Genomic DNA, 24,787 nt, shown 5'->3' on the forward strand with positions numbered 1-24,787 from the left:
CTGATCCGTACGACTCTGAGATCGATGCGCGGGTTAGTGCATCATCAACGGCCGCTGGTCCTGCTCCAACTCGCTCAAGGGCTGTCCGATTTCACGGGCCAAGGCGATACCTGCCGAGATCCATATCTGCCCCAGTTCGTTGAACGCTTTCAGATGAGCAGGACTCTCATTGAGCCAGTGAACAAGACTGTCGAAGTGTTCGGGGTTGCCCGGGGAATCATGGATCTCGATGACCAGTTCCACTGCTCGATCCCAAATGGGGTCCATGACGTCCTCGCTCTCATCTTCCATGCTCAACCAGTCCTCACCTTCATTCACACTGACCACTACGCCTCTGGAGCCCAAAGGACCAGAAACCACGTCGCGGTAAATGTCGATTTCAGTCAAAATAACAACCCATGTAGTCGATATTCAACTTTTAAGGATGTTCATGTCAACGAGTCTTTGCTCAACCATTCGGGTTGAACTGGAGAACTCATCACTTGGCACATAAGCATCCCACCCAAACCCAAATCGGGCGCATGATCGCGAAGCACCGAACCGAGCGCCATCTGACCCAGGAAGAGGTCGCTGAACGCTTGGGGATCGGCAGCGAAGCGATATCGCGCCTGGAGCGAGGGGTGGTGGAGCTGTCCGTCGCCAAACTGATGCAATTGGCGGACATCTTCGACTGTCGAATGGATGAATTGCTGACGGAGTCCAGCAGTCGCCCCAACGACCAGAGTCAGATGATCATGGGGCTGCTGAGCGGACTGAAAGAACATGATCGCGCCTTTATCCTCGCCACCGTCGAACAGTTGGCCGCTCATCTCGGAAGTAAGTGAGCATTGGCCTCTGGCTTGACGCTGTGACGCTCTTTCTGCTGTAGTCATTCGGGTTCATCGCCGTTGGCGACCCAAGACCGATTAGCTCCGGGCAGCTCGGTCGGACTCGATGAGTTCGGAGCCTTCTTCTCCGTGGATCATATTCCGCCCTCATGCGTTGCTGATCGTGGCAGCGGATGACCACTGCTGCCGCACAGCGACAGCAGTGGTCATCCGCTTCGGCGGTCGTATTCAATTCCGGAGCCCGCCGGCGAAACACTGGGCACCCTTTGTGCGCGGATGCGTGCCAGTACGTTCCGATCCAGGCCACGACAAGGGTCGGTTGGCGAATCGTTACGCAGTGAAGCAAGCTTTGCGAGGAGCTTTTCGACTGCATAAGATCGCCAAAGGTGGCTTGTCTCTTCCTCGCCTGGCGACACAGCCAGGCTTGCTCTTCATTTTTTTCATTCCAGTGATTGCCACTGTATTCCGGGTGTAAAAAATCGGGTTGCAGCGTCTTGACGCTCCCCTTTGACAGGCTTATAGAAAGGGCGTGGTCCGCTGTCGTTGACAGCCCAGCCCAGGTAGCCAGAACCTTCAAGGCTACGCCACGTTTGTGGTGGTTTACCCAAGTGCGATTAGCGTTCGGAAGCTCGCACGGTTACCGCTTCAGCGGTGATGAATGCCCACTCCCCCCCTGTCTACGGACTTTTGCCGCAGACATCCTTCTGCTGTAGCGCTGTTCACCCAGACGCATCGTCCTGTTCGTCATCGGTTTACCGATGGCGGGTCGTTCATTGCGGATCTTCACCTTACCCACCCTGACGGGGCTCACTTTCCTGTCAGGGATCGTGCGTCGCCGTTTTTTTCTTGAAACAGGAGAACCACCATGGCCCACGCCAACCACCCCCAAGAAGCGACCACTTACTTCAATCTACACACCGCCGGTATCGGCTATCTCAACCGTGTTCGTGAAGTACAGGTTCGCCGCGGACAGCCGTTCATGGCCTGTGATATTGCAGCCCTGCACGGTGCTAGCGATGCGGTGGAATACACCCGCTTCGATTGCAAGGTCGCTGGAGGCGAAGCAGAACGTTTGATTCGCCTCTACATGGACGCCGTCAACGCTGAGAAAAAGGTGTTGCTGTCGTTTCGTATCGGCGACCTGTGGATCGACCCCTTTCTCTACGAGAAGGGCACCAAACAAGGTCAACCAGGCGCCAGCCTGAAAGGTCGTTTGCTGTTCATCGACTGGATCAAAGTCAACGGCACGCTCGAGTACAAAGCGCCCGCCAGGCAGGAAGCAACAGCACCTGCTGAGCAGGCGCCTACCAATGAGTCCGCTCCAACCTCGGCTGATACCGAAGCTGAAGAGAACGAACCCGAAGCCAAACCTTCGCCACGCACGGCTCGCCGTGGCTCTACTCAAACCGCTCAGTCCGCCTGAACGGTTCGTAACGCCCTCACCAAGGCGCTCCTTTGAGCGCCTTTTTTTTAACCGACATAGGAGTCCTCTCATGGAATCCTTCTGGCTTTGCGACGAATGCTTGTTCGCTGCCGCTTATGAGGACTACGGCGCGATTTCGCTCTACTACACGGTGGATCAAATCGCTCAACGCATCGCCGCTCTCCAAGCTGGATTGGCTCGACTGATGCCCATCAGCGCCGACTTCGATGCCGAGGCCGGCTGGGGAGTCAAAGCCTTTTCCTCGCTGCCCTGCGATGGCTGCGGCTCTCCCCTACACGGTCAACGTCACCAGTTCACCAGGTTGTAAACAGCCTACAACCGCAACTTCATACCCACCGAGGGGACATCACTCCCCTTGGGTGTGAGCCCCTGAAGATCCAATTCGGAGGCACTACCATGAGCAATCAACTCACCCTGATTGACACAACTGAGCTTGAGACTGATCGGCTCGCGCAAGAAAACCGCGTGATCGATGAAGCACTGCATATTCTGGATCGTCGGTTGTTCAGTCGCGGACCCGGTCTGACCTCTCCCGACGTCGTGGCTTCGTTCCTGAAACTGCATTTAGCTCAGCAGGATCATGAAGTCTTCGGCGTGATCTTTCTTGATGCCAAGCACCGAGTGCTGACGTTCGAAGTGCTCTTTCACGGCAGCATTGATGGGGCCAGCGTATACCCCCGCCAGGTCGTTAAGCGCTCCATGGCCCATAACGCCGCAGGCGCCATTTTTGTTCACAACCACCCCTCTGGTTGCACCGAACCCAGCCAAGCAGATCGCATTCTGACCGTTCGGTTGAAGGAGGCCTTGGCGCTGATCGAAGTGCGTGTATTGGACCACTTCATCGTGGGCGAAGGTCGTCCGCTGTCCTTTGCCGAGTACGGTTGGCTTTAACCCTTACAGGCACCCTCGGGTGCCTTGTTCATTGTTAGCCTGGAGAACCTCTTATGAACCCTATCCATCAAGTCTCCGCGCTGCGGGTAGATTCAAATCCTTTTATGCGTGGCTATCACAGCCTGGCTATCGAGCGGCTGCTGCAAATCACCTATGACAACTACTGCCCACCCTGCCTTCGCCCCTTGCATCACTCACAAGCCCATCTGTCCGACGATGAACTGCAACTGTTGTCCTGCGTATTCAATGACGATTTCGCCCTGATCAGCGAAGGCCAATCCATTCCGGACGAACTGGATGACCGCTGCCAGTCTATCGGACAGGTCCGCCAAGTCATCTACTCGGTGATCGGTGAAAGACTCAGCCAGAAGCACCATGTCGGTGACCTGTACTCTCTGGAAGAAGCTCAAACCGTGATCCGTCACTTGAGCTTCGAAACCGGGCACTACAGTCGGTCCTGGGAGATCAGTACGGCCCATCTTCCCGCAGAGGCGATGTCTTATCTGCAGGAACGGGTGTCCAACGAGCCCAAGCTAACGGGGCTGTTTTTCGAGCTGTTCACATTGCCAGACTGCGACGGCATCGGATGCAAGCTGATCGGCACACCCTGGACCGATGAGCACCTGTTGAAAATCGACAGCGGTTCTTACTTGTCCCTCAGACAACAACAACTCGATGCCGGTACGCCAGAAGCCTTGGTCAAGGTGTTGTACCTGGCGGCGTTGGCGGATGTGCGAATGTTGATCTTCGACCCCTGGGCATCCGTCTTACCCGGACTCGAGGTTTTCAACGAACAACCATGAAACGTGCCGCAGTAATACGCGGCTCCCTGAATCGCCTTTCTCACTGAATCACCCTTCCCCTCATGTCAGGTTCTGCACTGAATCTGACATGAGGATCTTTCCATGACCCGCTTTTTCACGCCGATTTGCCTGCTGGGCGCACTGAGCGCGTGTACTGCACAAGTCCCCAATACATCGCCACCCAAACCATCGACCGAGAGTGAGATGAGTCGGGGCCCATCCAAAATGGGTGCGGATGATGACGGTCATCAGGCAGAACTTCGCTATGGCCGCTATACGTTGGTGAGCACCGCAGCCACCACGGAGCAACGGGACCTTCTCGCCCAGATCATCGACGTAAACATTCCGTCGAACCTGAGTCCTTCGGTGCAGGATGCGCTGCACTATGTGCTGCTGCGCTCGGGTTATTCGCTCTGTCCTGATGCCGCGTCAATGAAAGTGCTCTTCAGCCGTCCATTGCCGGCGGCTCACTACCGACTTGGTCCGATTCCTTTGCGCGGCGCACTTCAAGTGCTGGCCGGTCCGGCCTGGCAACTCACGGTCGACGACTTCAACCGCTCAGTCTGCTTCGAGCCACAAAAAGTCGACACCCGCGCCACGCCAGTCGCCTCTACTTCGTCCCGCCAGCCGGGGACTCGCCCATGAAACCTGCAACGTTTCAAACCCTGATCGTTGGAGGGCTGTGCCTGGCTGTCGCGGGCCTGAGTGGCGGTTTATATAACCAAACTCAGCGCATGGCGGCGTTACAGGACAGTAGCGCCCAACACCAACAGATTCTAGATACCCTGCAGCATGACTCGAACGCTCTCAAGGATACGCAGGAAAAATTGCACTACACAGTGAAAGACCTGAGACAGATGGTCGATGCCGGCGAGCAACAAGCCAGTGTCCTCGACCCGATGCTGGATCAGTGGGCACAAGAAATTCAGGAACTGCGCGACGGTCTGGCCGCCCGAGCTACCGAGGCAGACATGACTGCGTTACGGGCACGCCTGGAGCAGATCGAGAAGCAGCTCCTGGACCTCAACTCCAGACCACCACTACCACCGCCACCCTCTGCTGCCAAACCGAAAAAAACCGCTCTACCCAAGCTCATCCCACTCCTGCCTCCATTTTCGGTGTTGGGTGTTGAGTCCCGCGGTGGAGAGCGCTTTCTGGCGATTACCCCGCATGACAGTCGCACTCTCGCTGATGTTCGACTGCTGCATAGCGGCGAGCAATCAAACACCTGGCGCTTGAAAGCGCTGGAACCCACCTCGGCCATTTTTGCGGTGACCGAGCATCCAGACCAAACCGTGCAGTTTCCTTGAGCAATTGGCATGAACAGAGCGCTGCTAGCAACCGTATTCTGCCTCGCGTCAATGATTGCCATTGGCTCTGCACACGGAGAAACCGCTGCGATCCACTCGCAGATTCAGGACACTCAGTCCATTCCCTTAGAGCGCTCCAGCACGGCACAGGCTGCGACCTGGGGATTGTCAGAGCAGGAGTGGTCACGCTTCGAGCAAATCCAAGCGGGCCCTCGCGGTTTCTGGAGCCCAAATCTCGATCCATTGACGGCACTCGGGGTCGAAGCCGAAACCGATCAGGAGCGCCAGCGTTATGCCGAGTTGCAAGTCACGCTGGAGGCTAAACGCGCCGAGCGCGAACTGGCCTACCAGAACGCTTATACCGCCGCCTGGGCCAAGCTGTTTCCCGGGCTGCTGCCGATCCAGGGCATGGCGTCCGTGTCCCCTGCCAGCTCACCCGTCGCACCTCGCCCAGCCTTATTCGTGGAGGACCAATGCCAACCGTGTATCGCCGAAGCGCTGCGCCTGCAAAGCAGTGACACAGCGTTCGACATCTACCTGGTGGGCAGCCAAGGCAAGGATGAACCGGTCCGCACCTGGGCGCGGCAAGCAGGCATCGACCCGACTCGGGTTCAACGCCGACAGATCACCCTGAATCATGACCGCGGCCACTGGTTCAGCCTGGGCGCGCCGGGGCCGCTGCCCGCCACGTTCCAACAGGTGAATGGACAATGGCAGCGTCTCGACTGAGTGGACTTGTCCTCATGCTGATGATGCTGTCGGCTCAGGCCGACGAGCTGCCGCCACCGGCCTACCAACTGGCAGCGCATAGCGCCGACATTCCCTCGGCGGTGCTGTTCGCCATCGCCCTGCAGGAGAGTGGTATCCGTGTCCGTGGTCGGCTGCTGCCCTGGCCCTGGACGCTGAATATCGCCGGAACACCCTACCGTTTCGCCAACCGCCAAGCGGCGTGCCACGCCTTGCTTCAGGCCCTCGTCCGACATGAGGCCAAGCGGGTCGATGTCGGGCTCGGACAAACCAACCTGGGTTACCACGGACAACGCTTTTCCAGCCCTTGCGAAGCCCTTGATCCCTACCGAAATCTCGCCGTGACCGCCGCGCTGCTACGTGAGCATCACGCCGCCACCGGTGATTGGGTATTGGCTGCCGGACGCTATCACCGCCCGGCAGGAGGTGCGCCGGCCGCGCGCTACCGCGTCGGCTTTTCCCGGCAGCTCGAACGGCTGCTGGTTTCCTTTGAACAGGTCACTCCACCATGAAACCAATCGCCCTTACCTGTTACTCCATCCTGCTCTTGGCACCTCTGGCCCAGGCGGAACTGACGACTGACGAGGACTGGCGTGGCGATTTCCCACAGCCCCATTTTCAATCGACGGGTATCCGTATAAATGACAGCGCCCCGTCTGATCGGACCAGTCCTACATACCTGTCCACCTTTGCAGACGAGGCCTGGATACTGCCGGTCAGCAGCTCTCAATTGAGCCCAGGCCCGATCACGCCTCGCCCGCTGAACATGCCGGGCTTGCAGCCGTTCTTTCTGGTGGGCGACGATCCTCAGTCGCTGGCCTGGCTGCGTCAACGCGCTGCTGGACTGCGCGAAATGGGCGCGGCCGGCCTGGCCGTCGAAGTCGCTGATACCGCAGCCCTGTCGCGGATCAGAGCCGCGGCTCCGGGCATCACCATCTTGCCAGTCAACGGCAACGACATCGCCAGCCGTTTGCAGATCGAGCACTACCCCGTCTTGGTCACCCCCACCTCGCTGGAACAGTGAGTCCGAGCCATGGCCGAGCATGTGATGGAGTCCAAGCTCCGGCCCGCCGTGGAGCTGTACACCGTCGCGTTCTGCATCGCTGCTGCGACGCTGTGCATGTATTCGCCCTGGGCCGTGGCCCTGTCTCCCGAGATCGGCAGGTTCGCGGCGCTGGCCTATGCCTTGTTCGGCTTCATCCGGTTGCGCCAAGCCTGGGAGGTACTGCGTTATCGTCGCAATATCCGCCGGCTGCCCCGCTTCGAATTGACCAGTCGACAGATCCCTGTCAGCCGCAGGCGTCTGTTCATGGGCCGCGGCTTTCGCTGGACTCGACTGCACACCCAACGTTTAGTCGAGGCCCAAGATCCGGCCGTCGCCCGTTATGTCGACCAACCGGCCAGCTACCGTCTGGCGCGTGGGCTTGAGCGGCGTTTAGAGCATGCGCCATTTCCGCTCTCGGCCCTGGCGCGTGTCACGGCCTGGGACCATGTTTTCAATCCAGTGCGTCCGCTACCACCGGTAGGCGGTTCACCTTTGCTGCATGGCGTCGAACCGGACGAGATGGAAGTCAGCCTGCCGCTGGGCGAACGCGTGGGACATACCCTGGTGCTGGGCACCACCCGTGTCGGCAAGACGCGACTGGCTGAGGTGTACATCACCCAGGACATCCACCGCGTCGACCACGAAGTAGTGATCGTCTTCGACCCCAAGGGCGATGCCGACCTGCTCAAGCGCATGTACGTCGAAGCGCGTCGAGCCGGCCGGGAGAAAGAGTTTTATGTCTTCCATCTGGGTTGGCCGGAGATCTCGGCCCGCTACAACGCCGTGGGACGTTTCGGGCGTATTTCGGAGGTGGCATCGCGCATCGCCGGACAGCTTAGCGGCGAAGGGAACTCAGCCGCCTTCCGCGAGTTTGCCTGGCGCTTCGTCAACATCATTGCCCGCGCCCTGATCGAACTGGGTCGGCGCCCGGACTACCTGCAGATTCAACGGCATGTGGTCAACATTGACGCGCTGTTCATCGAGTACGCCCAGCAGTTTTTCGCCAAGACTGATCCGAAAGCGTGGGAGGTCATCGTCCAGATCGAGGGCAAGCTCAACGAGAAGAACACGCCGCGACATATGGTGGGACGAGAAAAACGCGTGGTGGCCATCGAACAATACCTGGCGGCGAAACGGGTATTTGATCCGGTGCTGGACGGACTGCGTTCGGCCGTACGGTATGACCGGACCTATTTCGACAAGATCGTCGCTTCGCTGCTGCCATTGCTGGAGAAACTCACCACCGGCAAGACCGCGCAATTACTGGCCCCCAACTACACCGACCTGAATGACCCGCGCCCGATCTTCGACTGGATGCAGATCATTCGAAAACGCGGCATCGTCTATGTTGGTCTGGATGCCCTGACCGATGCCGAGGTCGCCGCTGCGGTGGGCAACTCGATGTTTGCCGATCTGGTCTCGGTTGCCGGGCATATCTACAAACATGGCATTGATCAGGGGCTACCGGCAGAGAGTAGTAGTACAGAAAAACTGCCCATCAACCTGCACGCTGATGAGTTCAACGAGTTGATGGGCGATGAGTTCATACCGCTGATCAACAAGGGCGGCGGCGCTGGCATCCAGGTGACAGCCTATACCCAGACCCTCAGTGACATCGAAGCGCGCATTGGTAACCGTGCCAAAGCCGGCCAGGTCATCGGCAACTTCAACACCCTACAGATGCTTCGCGTGCGTGAGACCGCCACCGCCGAGCTGCTCACCCAGCAGTTGCCCAAGGTCAATGTGCTGACCAAAACCCTGGTCTCGGGCGCCACCGACACCTCCGATCCTGAGGCCACTACGGACTTCACCTCGTCCTCGCAGGATCGTGTCAGCAGCACCAGCGTACCGTTGATCGAGCCTGCCCACATCGTCAGCTTGCCCAAGGGACAAATGTTCTCCTTTCAAGCCGGCGGCCAACTCTGGAAGGTGCGAATGCCGTTGCCTAAACCCTCCAATGACGATGCCATGCCCAAGGACCTGCAGGAGCTCACCCAGCGGATGCGGGCAGCCTACAACGAGAACGCGGGGCAATGGTGGAGTGCGAGCGGGGGTGGCCCAACCATTGTGTTCAATCTGGATCAGGTGGGGTAGCCCTACTCTGCCGGCGGTTTCAGACTCGAGAGAGCACATTTAGAAGGCACTCTGACAACGTTAGTCCTGCCGTGCGCGACGGAGCGAAAGATGGCGACTTCTACACAAAATACGCCTCCACAACCGATGCAGCGCCCAGGATTGATCGTCTCGGCGATCAGCCTGGTCCTGCGCATCATTGGATTATTGATCGCCTCGCTCCTGTTCTCGATCCTGGTCGAGTTCGCTGGCTTGCTGCTGTTCTGGGGTGACCAGGGCTGGCGACACAGTCAGACCATGTTGACCAATGAACTGGGCTGGCTCAGCGAGAACTTTAAATCGTCACTCATCATTCAACAGCCCGGGCAAACCACTGCCCAGTGGCTGGATTTTCTCAATCAGTGGTTGTTGGTCAAGACCGGCTTTGCGGACTTTGCCCTGCTGGCACGGGTATCGAGTCAGGGCAACGGTATATGGAGTTGGATCAACCAGCTCTACGTGAGCATCGAGGATTTTGTCTTGGCGGCGGTGTATGTCACCTTTACCTTCGTCGTGCGCCTGACCATCCTGGCTCTGGCTACACCGCTATTTCTGCTGGCCATGTTCACCGGTTTTGTGGATGGTTTGATACGCCGCGACCTGCGCAAGTTTGGCGCGGGCCGGGAAAGCAGCTTTGTTTATCACCGCGCCAAACGAGCAGTGATGCCACTGCTGATAGTGCCCTGGATCATTTACCTGTCCTTACCCTTTTCGCTCAATCCAATGGCCGTATTTTTACCTTGCGCCGCGATGCTTGGTATGGTGATGGCGATCACAGCAGCGACTTTTAAGAAGTACCTTTGAACTGCCGAGCTTGAAAATTGAGTATCACTTGTTTACGGATGTGCTCGCCAACCGATGCATCACCTGTGATCTTCGTTTCTCCTGGACGTCAACCGATGACACTAATCCATCGCTCGCTGAGGGCACGCGCTAGCGTCTGATGAATCAACTGAAAGCATCACGTGAGGCCGTCAAGGATGCGAAGGTACGATACCGTCAAATCAAAATTGCAAGGTCCAGTGTTCACTCGGACAAGGTAGCCCTTGAAAAAAGGTGGCCGGCCCGGTGAAATGGCGAGCATCTGATTTTTATTCAACGCAGAGTCGTCGATGCCGCCTGTGCAGAGTGGTATATGAAAACAGTGACGGGATTTGCGCTTTCTAAGACCCGAAATATCGGCAGGTGCGCGCTCGGAGATCCGAAAGTCGCGGCTCGGTTGCCATTCCCGCCGCCCTTACTCTGCAATTGACATAAAGCTTTTAACCCGGCTACAAACCAATATACCTAGGGACGCTCATGTCGCTCAAAACAGCATTTGCTTCGGTACTCAAAGCAACCCGCACGGCTCGCGGGCTTTCCCAGAAAAATCTTGCCGAAGTAAGTAGCCGGACGTACATCTCGAAATTGGAGCGCGCCCAGTGCAGCCCCACTCTAGAGATGATGAGCGCTTTGAGCGTACCGCTGAATTTGAGTCCTCTGACGTTGATTGCTATGACCATGAGTGTTGAAACAGGCCATTCCGTCGCATCGATCGTGAATCGTATTGAGGACGATCTAGCTGAACTCGCCCAAGCAGGCATTAACGAAGGTTTACAGGTGCTGGCACCAGCGAAGCCCCATAAAACCAAGGCTTTCTCTCTGCAGGGTAGGCAACCAATGAAATCTCACAAGCAAACTGAATTTTTATTTCTCGAGTAAGCAACTAAAACGATTCGCGGAAGGTGAGCTCACACTCCACGCGCCTAACCCTATTCTCAAAAACTAGCTGGAACCCAAATTCAGAGCTTGAACACTCCGTGTGTGCTGCTACAGAAGTAAACCTGGTTAAAATTCCAACGTCGTCCCCCTCAGCAAAACGATAACTTTCGCCTCAGTTTTTTTGCAGTTATTTTGCTCCCCTTTCTCGATTCTGCCCCTAATGCACTTAGGGCCATAATCATGCCTGCTTCTATTATTCAATGTCTGTTACTCCTCTCGTTGGCCGTCTTTAGTGGCATCAGCTTTGCCGCATCTGCTCATGAGCAAAATCAGCTCAACCTAGTCCAACAGCAGCTTGACACTATCGAACGTCTTGCCACTCGCGCCGAAACAAACCGTACATCAGAACCCAACGAGCGCTACCGCTTCGATTATCCCCGCTTGACCCAGGACATCCAGCGCATTCGCCGAGGGGTACAGGGTTACCTGTCCCCCTCCCGCGCTCAACCCCGCGACCCCGGCGAGCTGACCGGCGATTACCGTCTCGACGCTCCGCCCGCGGAGCCCTCGCCATGAGCATGACTGACGCCCAGTCCTCAGCTTTCCAAAACGCCTCCGGTTTCTCGGCACAGAACAGTTCGACGCTGTGGCTGTCCCTGGTTCTGGTCCTGGCGTTGCTCTGGTGTGCCTGGGTGATGTGGACCGCTTACCGGGGTTGGGCGGTCGGCAGCGTGCGCTTCGGCGCATTTGGCGGGAGTACCGCACGGGTACTGCTCGTCTTGCTGATTTTGATGTTTTTCACCTTGTCCTAACCCAGGAGATCGCCGTCATGCTCAAGTGCCTTGTCCCTCTGATACACAATCTGCGTGATCGCACCAACCAGCGCTTGATCGGTCTGCTGCTGGTGCTTGGTCCCAGCCTGGCTTTTGCCGAACTTCCGACCATGGAGGCCCCTTCGCGTGGCGAAGGCTCCGGTTTGATCGAAACCATCAAAAACTACGCCTACGACGGCGGCATTCTGCTCGGCCTGCTGATCGCCCTACTCGCCTTTTTGGGCGTGGCCTGGCATTCGCTCACCGTGTATGCCGACGTGCAAAACCAGCGCAAAACCTGGAAGGATCTCGGCGCGGTGGTGGGTATCGGCGCCCTGCTGGTGGTAATCATCATCTGGTTCCTGACCAAGGCTGCTGCGATTTTGTGAGGTCGACATGAACGACACAATCGAACATCTTGCCGACGGCACCTTGGTCTTTCTGCCGGAGCGACTCAATCGTGATCCCGCCGTATTGCGGGGGTTAACCAATGATGAGATGTGGATAGCGCTTGGCACCGGCGCCGTCATTGGCCTGCTGCTGGGCGTGCCTCTGGCGATCGCCACCGCGTCCATTGCGGTGGCGCCGACCGGCATGATCGTGGGTATGGCGTTGGTATTATTTGCCGGCGGCACGCTTTTGCGTCGAGCCAAACGGGCTCGCCCCGAGACCTGGTTGTACCGCAAGCTCGAATGGGTACTTGCCAGCCATTGGCGCCTTGGTCGCGGACGTTTGATTCTCCACTCCGGCGCCTGGACGGTTCGCCGTTCGCGTCGACTGCGCCCTGCCCTGTCTCGGTGGCAGCCATGAGCCGTTTTCGGAACAAGGTCGATGCCCAACAGGCGCATATCTTCAGCCTACGCCTGGCGGTAATAATCCTGACCCTGCTCTGTGCCGGACTCTGGTACGGCTGGCGCTCGGCACCGACCGATCTGACCGTGCATGTACCACCGGATCTGCGCTCGGGCAGCACGCGCAAGTGGTGGGATATTCCCTCGGAGAATGTCTATGCCTTTGCCCTGTACATCTTCGGTCAACTCAACCGCTGGCCCTCGGATGGCGAGCAGGACTATCGCCGCGCCATCTATGGCTTGCAGTCCTACCTGACACCCGCCTGCAAGGCCTTCCTCGAGGGCGACTACGAGTACCGCAAGGCCGCCGGCGAACTGCGCCAGCGGGTGCGTGGCGTCTACGAAATTCTGGGCCGAGGCTACAGCGAAGATCCGGAACTCCGGGTCAAGCAACTCGATCGCGACAGCTGGCTGGTCAAGCTCGACCTCAACGCCGATGAGTATTACGCCGCGGAACCAGTGAAGCGGGTGGTGGTGCGTTATCCCTTGCGCGTGGTGCGTTTTGATCTGGACCCCGAACGCAATAAGTGGGGGCTGGCGCTGGATTGTTATCAGGGCACGCCGCAAAAAATCTCCCTGCCTGGAGGTGAGCCATGAAGCGGATGTCTACCCTGGGACTCACTGTCTCCCTGATGCTAGGGGGAGCTGCAGCGCAGGCTGTCGAGCTGATGCACTGGGAGCGCCTACCCCTCGCGGTCCCACTGGTGATCAATCAGGAGCGGGTGGTCTTTGTCGATGAGGATGTTCGCGTCGGCGTGCCCTCAACCCTGACGGACAAGCTGCGCGTGCAATCAACCGGCGGCACGCTGTACCTGCGCGCATCAGAAACCATTGCCCCGACCCGACTGCAACTGCAATCGGTCACGACGGGCGAGATCATCCTGCTGGATATCGCGACCACACCTGGTGATCAACCACTGGAACCCGTGCGTATTCTCAAGAATGCTCAGGTGCAGGCTACCGAGGCTGAAACCAGCACCGCCCCTGTTCCAGAACGTACGCCGATCCCGGTCGCGTTGACGCGCTACGCCGCACAGAGTCTGTACGCGCCGCTGCGTACCGTGGAGTCCCTACCCGGTGTACGCCGCGTCCCGCTCAAGCTGCGCACCGAGCTGCCGAGCCTGCTGCCGACCGAGAATGTGTCCAGCACACCCATCGCCGCCTGGCGACTCGGTGATTACTGGGTGACGGCGGTGAAGTTGCGCAATCGTGGTTCAGAGGCGATGCAACTCGATCCACGCCGACTTCAGGCCAAGCTATTTGCCGCGGCCTTCCAGCATGCTTTCCTCGGGCCTGTCGGCAGTGCGGAAGACACCACGCTCGCCTACCTCGTCACCCGCGGTGCCGGCCTCGAACACGCCATGCTGCTTCCGCCCGTTGCGCGAGGTGCTGACGATGAAAGCTAACGCCTTGCTCAAATGGCTGGTACCGGCTGCGCTACTGGCCGTGGTGTTGATCATCCTGAAAACCTGGGTCGCGGGGGGCAGTAGTTCCTCTCCAGAGAAGCCGGTCGATCAGGGCAACCTTCAGTTATCCGCCGAGCAAGCCAAGTCGCTCGGCATTGCGGGCGATACCCCGCGCGACACCGTCGCCACCCTGGTCGGTCAGGTGAAGGCCATGCGCAGCGACATGCTCGGTTTGAAGAAACACAACGATTCACTGCAGACGGAGAACACCCGCCTGCGCGAGCGGGAAAACAGTGTCGATTCGCGTATCCAGACGGCGCTTGCCAGCGTGACCCAGCAGGTAGACGAAGGCCGCCGACAAGCCAACGAGGCCCGACTCAAAGCGGAACAAGACAGTCGTCAGGCTCGCGGTCTGCTGACGCAATTGCAGGAGCAGTTGTCAGGGCTGACCGGCAAAGGCAAGGATATGCCGATCGGATTGGGGCTTGAGCCGGGCGACGGGGCTCAGTTCGAAGGGCAGCATTCGGCCAATGATCCACTGCAGTGGATTGAGCCCTCGGATGCGCCGACCACCGACGCCCGAGGCAAAACCAAGACTTCCTCCGCGCTGAGTCTGCCTACCACTTTCAACTCACTGGAGGGCCTAAAAGAAAACGCTATTGATCGCAGCCAGAAACAGCTACGGGCAGTCACCGAGGGTGAGCGCGACCTGACACGATCCGCTGATCGTACCGAAGGGGCGAAGCCGGTCTACACCATTCCCGAAAACGCCACGCTGATGGGCTCGGTCGCGATGACCGCGCTGATCGGCCGCGTCCCAGTAGACGGCACGGTGAATGATCCCTATCCCTTCAAGGTGCTGGTCGGCCCCGAGAACCTGACCGCCAACGGTATCGACCTGCCGGACGTTGCGGGGGCTGTGATAAGCGGCACGGCATCCGGTGACTGGACCCTGTCTTGCGTTCGCGGACAGGTCGAGTCAATCACCTTTGTGTTTACCGATGGCACCATCCGCACGGTGCCGCAGCCAAAGGCGGTAGCCAGTCGCAATGCCTCCGCCACCCAGAGTTCGAACACCGACAAGATCCGTGGCGGACTCGGTTACCTGTCCGATCCGTATGGCATCCCGTGCATTGCCGGCGAGCGCCGCTCGAACGCCCAGCAGTACCTCGGCAGCCAGAGCCTGATCACCGCGGCGGGCGCCGGTGTCGCCGCTCTGCTCGGGGATGAGCGCAACAACAGCAGCGTGATCAGTTCGGGCGGCAGTACGCTCGGGGTCACCAGCAGCAGTGGCAACAGTGCACTGAACTCAATGCTCAGCGGTGGAGTCAGCGACATCCGCGAGTGGATCAACAAACTGTATGGCGAAGCCTTTGCGGCCGTGTACGTGCCACCAGCCGCCCAAGTCGCACTGCACCTCGACCATGAGATCACCATCGACTACGAGCCCAAGGGCCGGAGCGTTCGCCATGAAAAAGACCCTGCCTCCCTGCCTGATCTGGATTAGCCTGCTCTGCCTAGTCCTGGCAGGGTGTTCCACCGACAAGGACACATTGCTGCCCCATGGCGAGCAAACCATGCTGGACATCTGGAACGGCGTCGGTTCGCAAGGCACTCAGCAGCAATTGCTGGATGCTCGGCAGCAGCTTCGCCGCTCGCTGGCTCGGGCAGATTTCTCCGCGTCTCGCCAGGAACCGTACACGCGCACAGCGGCGAACGAGATCCGCAACCTGTTCCCTCGCCTGCCCAACCCCGATCTGGTGCTGTACGTGTACCCGCACCTGAGTGGAACCGAGCAGGCACCGATTCCGGGGTACTCGACCGTGTTTCCGTTCTACCAACGTGTGCAGTACGCATTGCCGGGTGAACGTCAGGAAGACTTGTAGTGCGTAGCGGCGATTCGGGCAATCGCACTCCCACATGGAAAGCCTGGCGCAACCCATTACGTCCTCGTGCCACCTTAGCCGATGACGCCGCACTGTATGCGCACAACCCTAGCTTCACCGATCACCTGCCGTGGGTCGAATACCTCAACATCGAGCAGTGTTTTCTGCTCGATGACAATCGCTCGGTCGGTGCGGTGTTCGAGTTGCTGCCCATCGGCACCGAAGGGCGCGAACCCGATTGGCTGATGGCGGCCCGCGATGCCCTTGAGGACGCCCTGCAGGACAGTTTTGATGAACTGGATCAAGCGCCTTGGGTGGCGCAGTTTTTCTGCCAGGACGACAACGACTTCAGCCCCTACCTGACCCGGCTTACCGATTATATTCAGGACAGCGCGCGAGGCACGGTCTTCACCGAGGCCTATTTGGAGCTCAGCCGCCGTCATCTGAAGGCCATCGCCAAGCCCGGTGGTCTGTTTGAAGATAAGGTGGTGACGGGCCTACCTTGGCGCGGTAACAACCGGCGGGTGCGCCTGGTGGTCTATCGCTGGCTTGAGTCTGACGCTGAGGAGACAGGCCTCACTCCAGTGCAATCCCTGCAACAGGCTTGCGAACGTATCGCGGCTTCGTTGCAAGCGTGCGGGGTGCAATCGACGCGAGTCGATGGCCGAGGTTTATATGCCTGGTTGTTACCCTGGTTCAATCCAGCCCCCAGGCTCACCGATGAAGCGCCCGAGGAGTTCTATCAACGCGTGGCCTATCCGGAGTCGGGCGACGGTGAGTCGCTGGAACTGCCCTTCGATCATGACTTTGCCGAGCGACTGTTCTTCAACGAGCCGCGTTCGGATGTGCAGCACGGACTCTGGTTTTTTGATGGTCAACCCCATCGGATCATGGTGGTGGACAAACTGCGCCGGGCGCCCTTGATTGGTCAACTCACCGGCGAAACCCGCAAGGGTGACGCGGTGAATGCGCTGTTCGACCAGTTACCCGAAGGTACGGTGATGAGTCTGACCTTGGTGGTTAAACCGCAGGATGTACTCGAGGATCAGTTGAACCGCCTGGCCCGTAAAGCCATCGGTGAAAACCTGGCCTCGACCCAGTCCCGTCAGGATGTCGAAGAGGCTCGCGCGATCATCGGCCGCCAGCACAAGCTGTACCGCGGCACGCTGGCGTTCTACGTGCGCGGTCTCGATGAACAGCAATTGCACCAGCGCTCAGTTAGCCTGGCTAACGCACTACTGGGTGCAGGGCTGCAACCGGTACGTGAAGGCGATGAAGTCGCCGCCTGCAACAGTTACCTGCGTTGGTTACCGATGGCTTACAACCCGGCCCGCGACACGCGCAACTGGTACACGCGCCTGATGTTCGCCCAGCACCTGGCGAATCTGGTTCCGGTCTGGGGCCGCAGCACGGGCACCGGCCACCCGGGCATCACCCTGTTCAACCGTGGCGGCTCACCATTAAGCTTTGATCCGTTGTCACGCCTGGACCGGGCCATGAACGGTCATCTGCTGTTGTTCGGCCCCACCGGTGCCGGCAAGTCGGCCACCCTGGTCACCCTGCTGATGCAGGTCATGGCGGTGTACCGCCCTCGCCTGTTTATCGTCGAGGCCGGCAATTCATTCGGCTTACAGGGCGACTACTGCGCGACACAGGGCCTGTCGGTCAACAAGGTCCAATTGAAACCTGGCGCCTCGGTCAGTCTCGCGCCCTTTGCCGATGCTTGGCGCCTGGTCGAGCAGTCGGATCAGGTGGCGAGCCTGTCGATCGATGAGCTGGACGATGAGGCGGTAAGCAGTCGCGAAGACCAGCGCGATGTTCTCGGCGAACTGGAAATCACCGCCCGGTTGATGATCACCGGCGGCGAGGCCAAGGAAGAAGCGCGCCTGAACCGAGCCGACCGCAGCTTGATCCGCGAGTGCATTCTCGATGCGGCACAGACCTGTGTCGCGGCGGGCCGTCAGGTGCTGACCCGCGACGTACGCAACGCCTTGCTGCGCGTCGCCGCCGACCCGCACTTACCGGACAAACGTCGTGAGCGTGCCCAGGAAATGGGCGAGTCCATCGACCTGTTTTGCCAGGGTTTCGAGGGCGCACTGTTCGATCGCGAGGGCACGCCTTGGCCTGAGAGCGATGTAACCATTGTCGATCTGGCCACCTATGCCCGCGAAGGCTACGAGGCACAGATGTCCATCAGCTACATCAGCCTGATGAACACCGTGAACAACCTTGCCGAGCGCGACCAGTACCTGGGCCGACCGATCATCATGGTCACCGACGAGGGCCATATCATCACCAAGAACCCATTGCTGGCACCGTTCGTGGTCAAGGGCACGAAAATGTGGCGCAAGCTCGGCGCGTGGTTTTGGCTGGCCACGCAAAACCTTGCCGACTTTCCCACTGCTGCGCAGACCATGCTCAACATGATCGAATGGTGGATTTGTTTAAACATGCCGCCCGCGGAGATCGAAGAGATTGCTCGCTTCAAGAAGCTCACACCGGCACAGAAAGCCTTGTTGCTCTCCGCCAGTAAGGAGCCGGGGAAATACACTGAGGGGGTCGTGCTGTCGAAGAAGCTCGAAACGCTGTTTCGCGCTGTGCCGCCCAGTCTTTACCTCGCCCTGGCCATGACCGAGCCCGAGGAAAAAGCCGAACGCTGGACACTGATGCAGGAGAACGGTTGCTCGGAGTTGGAAGCGGCTTATCGGGTAGCTGAACGAATCGATGGAGCGCGAGGAATAGAACCCGCATAGGGACGTCTATTCCTCGCGCTCTCTAGATTGAGCGGCTGGTTATTGTGATGTTCCCCGGAGCCGCTGCTGAATCCTCAACAGGAATCCGGCTTCAAAAGCATCTTGGCAGTCACCGACAGGAAAGGTCTTGCGGGTTTGCGCTAGCTCCCACCACAGTGGAATCTCCCCAGCTGACTCAAGCCAAGCTTGGGCACTCTGCACGCCACGTTCGATCATCGGCGCAAATTCGTTGCCCCAGGGGGTCAGCAGGCTGACGCATCCATCGGCCGCTGGAATTGAAATGTAGTTGTCGTCCATATGCACCTTTTCTAATTTATTGTTAGACGCTAGATCCAGCCACGAAGGCCATCACGGACTGAATGACACTCGAAGCAGATAGCCTAAATCAATGCCAATGTAGACTATATCCCGTGGATTGAGAGTCCCTCAAGGCGCAATTTGCGCGCATGACTCAAGACTACGAACAGCTTCGTCTGCAGCTGGCGGAAAACATCCGCTGGATGCGACGCATGAAAAACCTGACCCAAGAGCAGCTGGCGCTCATGGCCGAGGTGGATCGCACCTACGTCAGTCAAATCGAACGAAGCACGGGCAATCCGTCGCTGTTGGTCCTGTGCAAGCTCGCCAACATTTTCGAAATTACCGCAGATCAGTTACTTGTGGAACCCGATATCCTGCGCAGCGCCCATCACGTCAAATAATAGTCTTACGCCTCACAAACCCGATAGACCCGCCTTCATAATTTTCACTGACAGTCTTCAGCCCCTAACCGAACCTGCCCAGGCCAATCACCGAGAGCCTGGATCATGTCGGTTGCCTGCTCGTCAATCCCGCCCACAAAGCTACGGCCCTTGGCGTTGAGCATCCTGCTGGCGTGCGGCCCCAGCGTGGCGCTGGACACCGCCAGCATCACGTCCTCCGTGCTTTCGCCAAGCTGTCTCGACTACAGGGTCATCGGCATTTGTTTCTGGCTCCTCTGCACGCCCTTCGGCTGCACAGTCAAAACCTCGACCAAGGTTCGTCATTTCATTCCGGAGCTGGTGGTCTCAAGCTACGCCACCACCGGCAATAACCCCTGGACCGAGATGGCCACCCTTTCCTCTCCCATCGACGGTGCGGAAGGGGGCGGCAACCTGATCACGCCGAACACCCACCGCGACAACCTGCCCCGCTTCAAGAACGTCGATGGCATCGGCCACCCCGGTGGCTGGATCGCCACGCAACTGGCTTCGCAATCCGGCTACGCCTGTGCCAGCGGTGCAACTGCATTCATGCCTTACTATCTGAGCACCCTGGACTCTCTGGCCTGGCGCCAGGGCATCCCGGAAAGTTTCTACCCCGAGTCGCTCATGCCGGGGATCCGTGAAGTCGGGCGTCAGACCTCGGGAAACATGTGGGGCAACGTTTATCCCCGGCAGGGCTTTCTGGTACAGCCCGACGACTTCAAAGCGGCCGCGGTCATGGCGCAACGGGCCGGCGATGTGATGACCCGCAACTGGCAGCCGCATGTGTACTTACCACTCACGCCCGCCAAACGCGACGGCTACTGGCCGCCTGGCCCGATCATTGAAAACGACGCTTCGACCCACACATGGCAATTGCTCTACCCTCAGGTTCAGCCCTCGTGCGCCCTCTTCCCCAGCGATCCGGTACAGAGCGCAGATGGCGGCTACGCCTGGTCGCTGTGGCGTCCCTATAGCTGCTGCAAACGTGAGGGGCAGACCTTTCTGTTCAGTATCGACTTCGAAGGCGGTGCATCATGATCCGGTTGCGCGCGCGACTATGGCTTGCCGTGGAGAGCCTGCTGCTCTGCGGACTGCTGACCATTGTCCTCCATGTCTACGCCGCCGAGGACGATTATCGCCTAGGTACTCAGGGCGAAGTACTCGACGACCGAGTGATGTACACCGTCGGTGGCGGCTCGGCGGTGGGCTCACCGAGCTCGCTCTACCGACCCAGCGGTCTCGGTGTCGGCGGGGCCTGGCGAGCAAACATGATGTGCGGAAACATGAGCCTCACCAATACCCTGCAAAACCAGCTGAATGGCGCCACCGAAGGCTTCCAGCAGATCATGGGCAACATCGTGCAGAACGCGACCCAAGCGGTGATGTCGCTACCAGCATTAATCATCCAGCGCGCTAACCCCGGTCTCTATGAGTTGTTGAGCAACGGGGTGATGCAGGGGCGTATTGACTTCGACCGCTCCAAGCTGACCTGCCAGGCCATGGCCGAGAAGATGGCGGACAAGGTCGGTCAAGCCGGCTGGGGCGCGCTGGCCAAGAACCAGGAGATGCAGGGCAATCTGGAGCAAACCGGCGGTGATGCGGTGGCTGCTGTGAAAAACACTGAGACCCATAACGGCAACAATGGGGTGTCCTGGGTCGGCGGCCAGAAAGCTGGAGGCAGCGGGCAGACGCCCATCCGGGTGACCTCCGACGTGGTGCATGCAGGCTACAACCTGCTGCATAACCGGACGGTGGATGACAGTACCTCAATCAGTAGCAGCGACTGCCTGGGTGGGGCTATTTGTCAGATCTGGGCCTCGCCGCAGGAGGAATCCGAATGGGCCGTTCGCGTGTTGGGCGAGAGCGAAGTCTCGACCTGCGACACCTGCGAAACCCTGCGTTCGACCGCTGGCAGCGGATTGACGCCGCTGATCCAGGAGGCCTACAGCGAACGCCTCAAGGCCCTGCAAGGGTTGCTGTCCGGCTCGCTGTCGCCTACCCCTGACAATCTGGTTAAAGCCTCGAGCCCGATGTTGCCGGTGACCCGTGGTGTGATCGAAGCCCTGCGCGACGATCCCGATCAGGACCTGTTGGCACGCCGTCTGGCCAGCGAGACGGCCTTGTCCAGCGTACTCGACAAGGCGCTCCTGCTACTGCGCACGCTGCTGGCAGGCAGTCACGAACCCAACATCGCTTCCGCCGAGCCGGCTCAGACCGCCTTGACGAAAAACATCGACGCTCTGGAGCGCGAAATCCGCCTGCTGCAGACCGAACTACAGGTACGGCAGATGCTGGCCACCAACACCGCCAGCCTGGTACTTGATCGGCATGCCGGTGGTGCCGATGCTTCGCGTACCGTCGAGCAAGGCGACCCCGAGCCCGGTCGGCTCAATGACGCTGACGCCAGGCGCAAGTGAGCCATGAAACGCTCACTGCTATTCACTTTGCTTTCGAGTCTGGGGATTGCCGCGGTGATGGTCCTGACCGCCACAGGGGTCGCCTGGATCGGCCGCACTGCGCTGGGTAGTTTCGAAGTCTGGCAGCAGGCATTCGAATCCGCACGACCTTATCTGCGGTGGTGGCGCGCCCTGCTCTACGCCGCCCTCTTTGCGCTCTGGTGGGATCTGCTTCGGCGCTACCGACATCGACCACAGGATCGACTGCGTGTGCAGCGTATCGGCACATTCGGGCTCGTGCTCTTTACCTGCGTCGAACTCACCCGACTGTGAGGTCACCACCATGCTCATGAGCACCAACAGCTACCTGGAGTTTTACCTCTCTCTGCTGGCCTGGATCATCAACAACGGCCTCTGGAGCGTTCTGTCCGACACCGGACTGTTTGCCGCGCCCTTTGGTGCAATCATCCTGCAGGAATGGTTGTCGGCCCGTCAGCAAGGTGCGGATGAGGGCAACAAGGGACTACTCTCGGTGCCGCGGATCGAGAACCGGTTGTGGCTGGCCTACATCGTCGTGTTGTTCGGCTGCGCGCCGGTCTTTCCGTTGAGCCTTACGTCAATGGCGTTCGATGATGCGGCGAGCCAGCGCTGCGGCGTCAGTGTGGCCAAGCCGGCGGAAACCGCCTGGGGGACCACTTTCAACACCATTGGTGAACGCTCCGCCAACGTGCCGATCTGGTGGTTTCTGGTGCATGCTTTGAGCAAAGGCGTGACCGCAGCGGCCACCGCCTCCATCCCCTGCGCACCGGATATCCGGCAGATGCGCATGGAGATCGACAGCTCGCGCATCGACAGTCAGGTACTGCTGCAGGAAGTCGCCGATTTCACCCGCGACTGCTATGGCTATTCCCGCTCTCGGCTGTTCACCAACCGCCCGCAGTTGGACAAGGCACAAAGTCACGACGCGTCCTGGATCGGCTCAAGCTATTTTCTCGACACGCCCGGCTACTACGACACCGATCGCTCACGTACACCGCGAATCAGCTGGCCGTATGACGACAATCGCGACGTTTCCTTGCCGCGGCTGGAGAATGGCGCGGGCTACCCCACCTGCAAGCAATGGTGGAGTGACAGCGGTATCGGGCTGCGCGAGCGCTTGATCGAGCAGGTCGACCCCTCGCTGTTGACTCAACTGAAAGGTTGGTTGACTGGCCGTACGAGCAACGAGATCGAGGATGCCACCCTGCGCGAACTGGTCAGCCCGCACCAGCAATCGATGACCATGTCGCCCGAACAGGTGTACCAGGACTATGGCTCCAGTGCTCGCGGCGGCTCGATCAATCAGGGGCTCAATAACCTGGCCACCAACACCGGGCTGGCACTGGGTTCCTTCAGCAATTTTCCCGCAATGAATGCGCTACGCGCCGCCCTGCCGATGGTGCAGGCTTTTCTGATCATGGGCGTCATCATCAGCTTGCCGCTGATTCTATTGGTCAGTACCTACCAGTTGAAGACCGTCATGACGTTGACGTTCGCGCTGTTCACGCTGCACATGCTGAGTTTTTGGTGGGAGTTGGCCCGCTGGGTCGACTCCAGCATGCTCGACACCCTGTACAACAAGGTTTCGGCGTCCAATCAGGTACTGTTATCGCTGCCCACATCCGGGTTTATGGACGGAACGGTCACGGCACAAGTGATCGAGTATGTGATGGGGGCGATGTTCATCGTGCTGCCGATGTTGTTTTTGGCTGCGATGAGCTGGGCAGGATATAGCGTTGGCTCAATTGCCGACGGCATGCTTAGCAAAGGAGCAGCTCAAGCGCAGGACGCTGGTGCAAGGGGCGCTGGAGCTCTGATGTCTGCTGGAAAGGCCTTGAGGAAGGGGTGAAGAACTCGACTACAGGTCTTTTAAATCAGGCTGACCGGGTGCGCGGCCATACTCATACTCACCATATGGGTCGCCATATGCCTTGTACCGGAGAGCATCCTTAGGTTTGATAGGAGTTCCATCGGCGATGGCCCAACACAAGACAATAAGGATCATCACCGACACTGTGAACCATAAGCTAACTAGAATGAGTCCGGCAGCAACTGCCAACTTGATGACTAGAAAACTCCCGCGAACAAGTAATTTACCTGCGGGCATACCTGCCGTCTCCGCACGTTCAACCACGCGGGATTCAAACGCTTTCAACTTGCGATACCCACGCTTTATCGACATGCCACAGGTATAAGCCCAGCGGTGGGCGCGGGAACTCTGAACAGGTTGCTGAGTCGGCATGGTCTCGCCCTCTTTTGAGCGTTTTCATGAATGAGACAAGAGTAATAGCCTACTACTGAAAACGGCCCGTGCCTGACCGCTTATCAGTTTTTTCGGCCGAAAAATCTTCATTGGAAGCCAGAAGACAAACCCCGTGAAACAGCGTCTCTACAGTGATTGACCCAGATAAATCGTCCAGCTAAATACAAGGTACGGATCGCTGTTATCGACAGCACTTCCCCAGGTAGCCAGAACCTTCAAGGCTACGTCATTTCGGTGATGGCTCTCCCCAAGTGCGATTAGCGTTCGGTAGCTCGCACGATGACCGCTTCGGCGGTGATGAATGCCCACTGCTCTCCTAAAAGCCCTCCGAGCACTGCTCGCCTGGCAAACCTTCCTGTTTTTCTTCAACCCACTGCGGGGAAATTTCTTTCCCGCACGGGACAGGTTTCTTCGCACTTTCAACGGAGCTACACCATGTCCGACTCACTCACACCCAAAGCCCTGAATACCATTCAGTTGCCCATTGTGTTCACCCCTGACGCCTGGCAAAACGCGGTACTGCTCGAGTGCTCAGATCATCCTGTGAGGCTACAGGTCGATCGGCTGAGCAACGTACTACGCGCGGCCTTCGAAGCCCACCTGGCCCATCCACACGAACCCCATGTGCTGTTCGAGGTAGTCCACATTGCACCAACGGGGCATCTACACCATGACCCGTTACTGCAACTGAGTCTCAGACTACTCAAAGAGCCGAACGAGCCCGGCGCCTTGCTGATAGCGCTTGCAGCAGAGCATCGGCGCTAATCACTTACGCC

The 24,787-nt window shown here is 58.8% G+C and carries 31 protein-coding genes; 28 read left to right on the forward strand and 3 right to left on the reverse strand.

The window, feature by feature from the left end; translation table 11 throughout:
* Positions 1-33 precede the first annotated feature (33 nt).
* The gene (locus EPZ47_RS22070) at positions 34-291 is read right to left on the reverse strand and encodes a hypothetical protein (RefSeq protein WP_095964060.1); all 258 of its coding nucleotides are present in this window, start codon (positions 289-291) and stop codon (positions 34-36) included.
* Positions 292-482: 191 nt separating this feature from the next.
* On the opposite strand from EPZ47_RS22070, the gene EPZ47_RS22075 reads away from it, so the two are divergent.
* The 22 genes from EPZ47_RS22075 to EPZ47_RS22180 all read left to right on the forward strand — a co-directional run bounded on the left by EPZ47_RS22075 (position 483) and on the right by EPZ47_RS22180 (position 18,588).
* Complete coding sequence (locus EPZ47_RS22075) at positions 483-824, forward strand: helix-turn-helix domain-containing protein (RefSeq protein ID WP_095963968.1); 342 nt, start codon at positions 483-485, stop codon at positions 822-824.
* 868 nt (positions 825-1,692) lie between these two features.
* Positions 1,693-2,250 carry an STY4534 family ICE replication protein gene (locus EPZ47_RS22080; RefSeq protein ID WP_099313156.1) on the forward strand — a complete coding sequence of 186 codons (558 nt, stop codon included), beginning with the start codon at positions 1,693-1,695 and terminating at the stop codon, positions 2,248-2,250.
* 70 nt (positions 2,251-2,320) lie between these two features.
* Complete coding sequence (locus tag EPZ47_RS22085) at positions 2,321-2,578, forward strand: hypothetical protein (RefSeq protein WP_095963966.1); 258 nt, start codon at positions 2,321-2,323, stop codon at positions 2,576-2,578.
* Positions 2,579-2,667: 89 nt separating this feature from the next.
* Positions 2,668-3,162 carry a RadC family protein gene (gene radC / locus EPZ47_RS22090; protein ID WP_099313155.1) on the forward strand — a complete coding sequence of 165 codons (495 nt, stop codon included), beginning with the start codon at positions 2,668-2,670 and terminating at the stop codon, positions 3,160-3,162.
* A gap of 53 nt (positions 3,163-3,215) precedes the next feature.
* The gene (locus EPZ47_RS22095) at positions 3,216-3,965 is read left to right on the forward strand and encodes a DUF5983 family protein (protein ID WP_095963963.1); all 750 of its coding nucleotides are present in this window, start codon (positions 3,216-3,218) and stop codon (positions 3,963-3,965) included.
* Positions 3,966-4,067: 102 nt separating this feature from the next.
* A complete protein-coding gene (gene pilL2, locus EPZ47_RS22100; protein ID WP_095963962.1) occupies positions 4,068-4,610 on the forward strand; it encodes a PFGI-1 class ICE element type IV pilus protein PilL2 in 543 nt (180 codons plus the stop codon).
* Positions 4,607-5,275 (forward strand): chemotaxis protein, encoded by a 669-nt coding sequence (locus EPZ47_RS22105; protein ID WP_099313153.1) that lies wholly within the window; start codon positions 4,607-4,609, stop codon positions 5,273-5,275. The genes pilL2 and EPZ47_RS22105 overlap by 4 nt, the downstream gene beginning before the upstream one ends.
* A 9-nt stretch (positions 5,276-5,284) precedes the next feature.
* Complete coding sequence (locus EPZ47_RS22110) at positions 5,285-6,004, forward strand: TIGR03759 family integrating conjugative element protein (RefSeq protein WP_099313152.1); 720 nt, start codon at positions 5,285-5,287, stop codon at positions 6,002-6,004.
* Positions 5,986-6,534: a lysozyme family protein gene (locus EPZ47_RS22115; protein WP_099313151.1), complete on the forward strand. Its 549-nt coding sequence runs from the start codon at positions 5,986-5,988 to the stop codon at positions 6,532-6,534. The genes EPZ47_RS22110 and EPZ47_RS22115 overlap by 19 nt, the downstream gene beginning before the upstream one ends.
* The gene (locus EPZ47_RS22120; RefSeq protein ID WP_135846685.1) at positions 6,531-7,046 is read left to right on the forward strand and encodes an integrating conjugative element protein; all 516 of its coding nucleotides are present in this window, start codon (positions 6,531-6,533) and stop codon (positions 7,044-7,046) included. Before EPZ47_RS22115 ends, EPZ47_RS22120 begins: the two co-directional genes overlap by 4 nt.
* Before the next feature lie 9 nt (positions 7,047-7,055).
* On the forward strand, positions 7,056-9,161 hold the full coding sequence (gene traD / locus EPZ47_RS22125) for a type IV conjugative transfer system coupling protein TraD (RefSeq protein WP_135846686.1): 2,106 nt from the start codon (positions 7,056-7,058) through the stop codon (positions 9,159-9,161).
* A 90-nt stretch (positions 9,162-9,251) separates the two neighbouring features.
* On the forward strand, positions 9,252-9,983 hold the full coding sequence (locus EPZ47_RS22130) for a TIGR03747 family integrating conjugative element membrane protein (protein WP_095963956.1): 732 nt from the start codon (positions 9,252-9,254) through the stop codon (positions 9,981-9,983).
* 495 nt (positions 9,984-10,478) lie between these two features.
* The gene (locus EPZ47_RS22135; protein ID WP_099313149.1) at positions 10,479-10,880 is read left to right on the forward strand and encodes a helix-turn-helix domain-containing protein; all 402 of its coding nucleotides are present in this window, start codon (positions 10,479-10,481) and stop codon (positions 10,878-10,880) included.
* Positions 10,881-11,120: 240 nt separating this feature from the next.
* Positions 11,121-11,456, forward strand: coding sequence for an integrative conjugative element protein, RAQPRD family (locus EPZ47_RS22140; protein ID WP_099313148.1), 336 nt, complete (start codon positions 11,121-11,123; stop codon positions 11,454-11,456).
* Complete coding sequence (locus EPZ47_RS22145) at positions 11,453-11,692, forward strand: TIGR03758 family integrating conjugative element protein (protein WP_095963953.1); 240 nt, start codon at positions 11,453-11,455, stop codon at positions 11,690-11,692. The genes EPZ47_RS22140 and EPZ47_RS22145 overlap by 4 nt, the downstream gene beginning before the upstream one ends.
* 17 nt (positions 11,693-11,709) lie before the next feature.
* Positions 11,710-12,081, forward strand: a complete 372-nt coding sequence (locus tag EPZ47_RS22150) for a TIGR03745 family integrating conjugative element membrane protein (RefSeq protein WP_095963952.1) — start codon at positions 11,710-11,712, stop codon at positions 12,079-12,081.
* A 7-nt stretch (positions 12,082-12,088) separates the two neighbouring features.
* The gene (locus EPZ47_RS22155; RefSeq protein WP_099313147.1) at positions 12,089-12,502 is read left to right on the forward strand and encodes a TIGR03750 family conjugal transfer protein; all 414 of its coding nucleotides are present in this window, start codon (positions 12,089-12,091) and stop codon (positions 12,500-12,502) included.
* The gene (locus EPZ47_RS22160; RefSeq protein WP_135846687.1) at positions 12,499-13,140 is read left to right on the forward strand and encodes a PFL_4703 family integrating conjugative element protein; all 642 of its coding nucleotides are present in this window, start codon (positions 12,499-12,501) and stop codon (positions 13,138-13,140) included. The genes EPZ47_RS22155 and EPZ47_RS22160 overlap by 4 nt, the downstream gene beginning before the upstream one ends.
* Positions 13,137-13,949: a TIGR03749 family integrating conjugative element protein gene (locus EPZ47_RS22165; protein ID WP_135846688.1), complete on the forward strand. Its 813-nt coding sequence runs from the start codon at positions 13,137-13,139 to the stop codon at positions 13,947-13,949. The genes EPZ47_RS22160 and EPZ47_RS22165 overlap by 4 nt, the downstream gene beginning before the upstream one ends.
* Positions 13,939-15,456, forward strand: coding sequence for a TIGR03752 family integrating conjugative element protein (locus EPZ47_RS22170; RefSeq protein ID WP_135846689.1), 1,518 nt, complete (start codon positions 13,939-13,941; stop codon positions 15,454-15,456). The genes EPZ47_RS22165 and EPZ47_RS22170 overlap by 11 nt, the downstream gene beginning before the upstream one ends.
* Positions 15,419-15,835 carry a TIGR03751 family conjugal transfer lipoprotein gene (locus EPZ47_RS22175; RefSeq protein ID WP_135846690.1) on the forward strand — a complete coding sequence of 139 codons (417 nt, stop codon included), beginning with the start codon at positions 15,419-15,421 and terminating at the stop codon, positions 15,833-15,835. Before EPZ47_RS22170 ends, EPZ47_RS22175 begins: the two co-directional genes overlap by 38 nt.
* Positions 15,835-18,588: a conjugative transfer ATPase gene (locus tag EPZ47_RS22180; protein WP_135846691.1), complete on the forward strand. Its 2,754-nt coding sequence runs from the start codon at positions 15,835-15,837 to the stop codon at positions 18,586-18,588. The genes EPZ47_RS22175 and EPZ47_RS22180 overlap by 1 nt, the downstream gene beginning before the upstream one ends.
* A gap of 39 nt (positions 18,589-18,627) precedes the next feature.
* On the opposite strand, the gene EPZ47_RS22185 is transcribed toward EPZ47_RS22180, so the two are convergent.
* Entirely contained in the window at positions 18,628-18,885 is a 258-nt protein-coding gene (locus EPZ47_RS22185; RefSeq protein WP_135846692.1) for a LasR-specific antiactivator QslA, read from the reverse strand.
* Positions 18,886-19,034: 149 nt separating this feature from the next.
* Here EPZ47_RS22185 and EPZ47_RS22190 point away from each other — a divergent pair, with 149 nt between their 5' ends.
* The 5 genes from EPZ47_RS22190 (at position 19,035) to EPZ47_RS22210 (ending at position 23,597) form a co-directional block, all read left to right on the forward strand.
* Positions 19,035-19,289, forward strand: a complete 255-nt coding sequence (locus EPZ47_RS22190; RefSeq protein ID WP_135846693.1) for a helix-turn-helix domain-containing protein — start codon at positions 19,035-19,037, stop codon at positions 19,287-19,289.
* A gap of 105 nt (positions 19,290-19,394) precedes the next feature.
* Complete coding sequence (locus EPZ47_RS22195) at positions 19,395-20,351, forward strand: TIGR03756 family integrating conjugative element protein (RefSeq protein WP_135846694.1); 957 nt, start codon at positions 19,395-19,397, stop codon at positions 20,349-20,351.
* Positions 20,348-21,730: an integrating conjugative element protein gene (locus EPZ47_RS22200; RefSeq protein ID WP_135846695.1), complete on the forward strand. Its 1,383-nt coding sequence runs from the start codon at positions 20,348-20,350 to the stop codon at positions 21,728-21,730. Before EPZ47_RS22195 ends, EPZ47_RS22200 begins: the two co-directional genes overlap by 4 nt.
* A 3-nt stretch (positions 21,731-21,733) precedes the next feature.
* Complete coding sequence (locus EPZ47_RS22205; protein ID WP_135846696.1) at positions 21,734-22,042, forward strand: hypothetical protein; 309 nt, start codon at positions 21,734-21,736, stop codon at positions 22,040-22,042.
* A gap of 10 nt (positions 22,043-22,052) precedes the next feature.
* Complete coding sequence (locus EPZ47_RS22210; RefSeq protein ID WP_135846697.1) at positions 22,053-23,597, forward strand: conjugal transfer protein TraG N-terminal domain-containing protein; 1,545 nt, start codon at positions 22,053-22,055, stop codon at positions 23,595-23,597.
* Between the two features lie 9 nt (positions 23,598-23,606).
* On the opposite strand, the gene EPZ47_RS22215 is transcribed toward EPZ47_RS22210, so the two are convergent.
* Positions 23,607-23,990: a DUF3742 family protein gene (locus EPZ47_RS22215; protein ID WP_135846698.1), complete on the reverse strand. Its 384-nt coding sequence runs from the start codon at positions 23,988-23,990 to the stop codon at positions 23,607-23,609.
* Positions 23,991-24,446: 456 nt separating this feature from the next.
* On the opposite strand from EPZ47_RS22215, the gene EPZ47_RS22220 reads away from it, so the two are divergent.
* A complete protein-coding gene (locus tag EPZ47_RS22220) occupies positions 24,447-24,776 on the forward strand; it encodes a hypothetical protein (RefSeq protein WP_135846699.1) in 330 nt (109 codons plus the stop codon).
* Positions 24,777-24,787 lie beyond the last annotated feature (11 nt).

Source organism: Pseudomonas viciae, from assembly GCF_004786035.1.
Classification (GTDB): domain Bacteria; phylum Pseudomonadota; class Gammaproteobacteria; order Pseudomonadales; family Pseudomonadaceae; genus Aquipseudomonas; species Aquipseudomonas viciae.